Raw genomic sequence first — 1,439 nt, forward strand, 5'->3', positions numbered from 1 at the left:
GAGTAATGCCGATCAGTTAAGAAATTTTCGCGATCGGTTGACCGATCCTTAGAAGGGTTCAAAATCCGTAATTAGGTTATCTAATTACGGATTTTTTTATGCGTTTTGAAAGTGAATTGGCAGTAGCCTTTAACTCTTGCAGCACGTTCCATACCTTTGAAAAGTACGCAGAGCTTCTCTCCCCAGAGCTTATACAGCAAGGCTTTGAACAAGCGGGTGTTGCCACCATACGCAAAAGAAGGTTACCCCTTGAGGCGGTACTTTGGTCAATCATTGGCATGTCCTTATATCGGCAAAAATCTGTTTGGGATATTGCGACGCATATGGATATTATGCTGCCAGATAAAAAGCCATTGGTGGCGCCGAGCGCTCTGGTTCAGGCTCGGCAGCGATTGGGTGAAGATGCCGTTCGCGAAGTGTTCCGCGTCATGGCAAAGCGCAGCTATGAATCGGCGCAATTTGAAACTTGGGCAGGACTAAACCTGCTTGCCGTTGATGGTGTCGTCTGGCGAACGGCCGACACACAGGAGAATCACGAAGTATTTGAAACACAGAGTAATCAATTTAAAGAAGGCATCTATCCTCAAGTTCGTATGGTCTGTCATATGGAAATAACAAGCCACCAACTCCTCAATAGCGCTTTTGCAGGTTACCGCACCAATGAGATGAAGCTGGCAGAAGAGTTAATAGAAACGACGCCAGATCATTCATTAACTATCTTCGATAAGGGATATTATTCATTAGGTTTGCTCAATCGCTGGCATCAGGCAGGCGAGCAACGGCATTGGATGCTGCCCGCTAAAAAAGACTTACAGTTCGATGTTATCCGCAGTTTCAGTAAGAACGACCAGCACATACGCTTAACCAGTACTCCTCAGGCCCGCAAGAACTTTAGTGACCTTCCCGAGTATATCGATGCTAGGTTAGTCACTAAAACCATTAACGGAAAAACCTATCGTATCTTGTCATCTATGGTTGACCCAATGCGTTTTCCAAGAGATGAGATGGTTGATTTATATCGATATCGTTGGGAAATTGAATTGGGATATCGTGAAATGAAACAGACATTACTCAATAGTGAGCACACGCTGAGAAGTAAGCGGCCGGATATGATTCGACAAGAGCTATGGGGATTGCTGTTGTGCTACAACCTAATTAGGCAGGGCATGACCGCCGCTGCAAGTCGATTGGATAGCGTATGGCCAAACCAGCTGAGCTTCACGAGTTGTTCAATGGCGATAACACACTTCTTTGTCACGGTATCGTTAAGTAGTCCGGGGAATATTCCAAAACAATACGAAGCACTGCTAACGCAGATGGGGTACTTTAAACTACCAGAACGCCGTGAGGATAGATGTTACCCGAGGTGGGTGAAGCCGAAAACAAGGAAATACCCCCTTAAAAGAAAAAATGCCAGTCAGCTTAACTGACTGGCATTA

General features: G+C 45.4%; 1 protein-coding gene. It reads left to right on the forward strand.

Going from position 1 to position 1,439, the window contains the following annotated elements; genetic code table 11:
• Positions 1–98 precede the first annotated feature (98 nt).
• Complete coding sequence (locus CWE06_RS12325) at positions 99–1,430, forward strand: IS4 family transposase (RefSeq protein WP_126794764.1); 1,332 nt, start codon at positions 99–101, stop codon at positions 1,428–1,430.
• Positions 1,431–1,439 lie beyond the last annotated feature (9 nt).

It is taken from the genome of Aliidiomarina haloalkalitolerans (assembly GCF_003987315.1).
Taxonomy (GTDB): Bacteria; Pseudomonadota; Gammaproteobacteria; order Enterobacterales; family Alteromonadaceae; genus Aliidiomarina; species Aliidiomarina haloalkalitolerans.